Raw genomic sequence first — 2,844 nt, 5'->3', positions numbered from 1 at the left:
GATAAGCTGCGATAAGCTTCGGGGAGTTGCACGTAAACTTTGATCCGAAGATTTCCGAATGAGGAAACTCACTTAGAGTAATGTCTAAGTATCATTAAGTGAATACATAGCTTAATGAGGGGAACTCAGGGAACTGAAACATCTAAGTACCTGAAGGAAGAGAAAGAAATTCGATTCCGTAAGTAGCGGCGAGCGAACGCGGAATAGCCCAAACCAATAAAGTTTTCTTTATTGGGGTTGCGGACATATCTTAAACGAAGAGGTATCGTAATTGAAGAGGTTTGGAAAGACCCACCACAGAAGGTAATAGTCCTGTATGTCAAACGAGAAAACTTCAGATATGATCCAGAGTACCACGGGACACGTGAAACCCTGTGGGAAGCAGGAGGGACCACCCTCCAAGGCTAAATACTACCTAGTGACCGATAGCGTATAGTACCGTGAGGGAAAGGTGAAAAGAACCCCGGGAGGGGAGTGAAATAGAACCTGAAACCCTGCACTTACAAGCTGTGGAAGCACATTTCTTGTGTGACCGCGTACTTTTTGTAGAACGGGCCAACGAGTTACGTTAAGTAGCAAGGTTAAGCACTTAAGGTGTGGAGCCGTAGCGAAAGCGAGTTTTAACTGAGCGTTCAGTTACTTGACGTAGACCCGAAACCGGGCGACCTACCCATGAGCAGGATGAAGCGAAAGTAAAATTTCGTGGAGGTCCGAACCCACGAGCGTTGAAAAGCTCGGGGATGACTTGTGGGTAGCGGTGAAATTCCAATCGAGCCCGGAGATAGCTGGTTCTCCCCGAAATAGCTTTAGGGCTAGCCTCAAGGTGAGAGATACGGAGGTAGAGCACTGAATGTCCTAGGGGGTATTGCACCTACCGAAGACTATCAAACTCCGAATGCCGTCATCTTATACTTGGGAGTCAGACTGTGGGTGATAAGATTCATAGTCGAAAGGGCAACAGCCCAGATCGTCAGCTAAGGTCCCTAAATGTAAGTTAAGTGGTAAAGGATGTGGGATTGCACAGACAACCAGGATGTTGGCTTAGAAGCAGCCACTCATTCAAAGAGTGCGTAATAGCTCACTGGTCGAGTGATCCTGCGCCGAAGATTTCCGGGGCTAAAACTTACTACCGAAGCTACGGCATCAGTAATGATGGGTAGGGGAGCTTCCCATACGGGTTGAAGCATGACCGTAAGGACATGTGGACAGTATGGGAGTGAGAATGTTGGCATGAGTAGCGAGATGTGGGTGAGAATCCCACAGGCCGTAAACCCAAGGTTTCCAGGGGAAGGTTCGTCCGCCCTGGGTTAGTCGGGACCTAAGCTGAGGCCGAAAGGCGTAGGTGATGGACAACAGGTTGATATTCCTGTACTACCGATAACCGTTTGAGAGATGGGATGACACAGTAGGATAAGCTAAGCACACTGTTGGTTATGTGTGCCCAAGCATTGAGGCAGTCAGAGTAGGTAAATCCGCTTTGATAATGCTGGGATGTGATGGGGAGCGAAATTTAGTAGCGAAGTAGCTGATTTCACACTGTCAAGAAAAGTCTCTATCGAGGTTAAAGGTACCCGTACCGCAAACCGACACAGGTGGGTGAGGAGAGTATCCTAAGGCCCGCGAGAGAACTGTTGTTAAGGAACTCGGCAAAATGACCCCGTAACTTAGGGATAAGGGGTGCCACCATACGGTGGCCGCAGAGAATAGGCCCAAGCGACTGTTTACCAAAAACATAGGTTTCTGCTAAGTCGCAAGACGATGTATAGGAGCTGACGCCTGCCCGGTGCTGGAAGGTTAAGGGGATCTGTTAGAGTAATCGAAGCAGTGAACTTAAGCCCCAGTAAACGGCGGCCGTAACTATAACGGTCCTAAGGTAGCGAAATTCCTTGTCGGGTAAGTTCCGACCCGCACGAAAGGCGTAACGATTTGGGCACTGTCTCAACAACAGACTCGGTGAAATTGTAATTCCGGTGAAGATGCCGGATACCTGCGACAGGACGGAAAGACCCCATGGAGCTTTACTGTAGCTTGACATTGGGTCTTGGTACTACATGTACAGGATAGGTGGGAGGCTTTGAAACCAGGACGCCAGTTTTGGCGGAGCCATCCTTGGGATACCACCCTTGTAGTACTGGGACTCTAACCATAGGCCATGAATCTGGTCTTGGGACACTGTCAGGTGGGCAGTTTGACTGGGGCGGTCGCCTCCCAAAAGGTAACGGAGGCGCTCAAAGGTTCTCTCAGTACGGTCGGAAATCGTACGTAGAGTGTAAAGGCAAAAGAGAGCTTGATTGCAAGACATACAGGTCGAGCAAGGATGAAAATCGGACTTAGTGATCCGGTGGTTCTGCGTGGAAGGGCCATCGCTCAACGGATAAAAGCTACCCTGGGGATAACAGGCTTATCTCCCCCAAGAGTCCACATCGACGGGGAGGTTTGGCACCTCGATGTCGGCTCATCACATCCTGGGGCTGTAGTAGGTCCCAAGGGTTGGGCTGTTCGCCCATTAAAGTGGTACGCGAGCTGGGTTCAGAACGTCGTGAGACAGTTCGGTCCCTATCCGTCGCAGGCGTAGGAAATTTGAGGAGACCTGTCCTTAGTACGAGAGGACCGGGATGGACGTACCTCTGGTGTACCAGTTGTTCTGCCAAGGGCATGGCTGGGTAGCTATGTACGGAATGGATAAGCGCTGAAAGCATCTAAGCGCGAAGCCAACTTCAAGATAAGATTTCCCACCGCAAGGGTAAGACCCCAGAAAGACTATCTGGTTGATAGGTCGAAGGTGTAAGTGCAGCAATGTATTTAGCTTATCGATACTAATAGGTCGAGGACTTGACCAATATT

Annotated in this window: 1 rRNA gene; it reads left to right on the top strand. The window is 49.6% G+C overall.

Annotation, left to right across the window (positions count from 1 at the left end):
- Window positions 1–2,840, top strand: a 23S ribosomal RNA gene (locus IC214_RS20185); the annotation flags it as partial.
- Between the last annotated feature and the right edge of the window lie 4 nt (window positions 2,841–2,844).

Origin of the sequence: Clostridioides sp. ES-S-0190-01 (assembly GCF_020658275.1) — a bacterium.
Taxonomy (GTDB): domain Bacteria; phylum Bacillota; class Clostridia; order Peptostreptococcales; family Peptostreptococcaceae; genus Clostridioides.
This window is presented reverse-complemented; position numbering and strand designations above follow the sequence as displayed.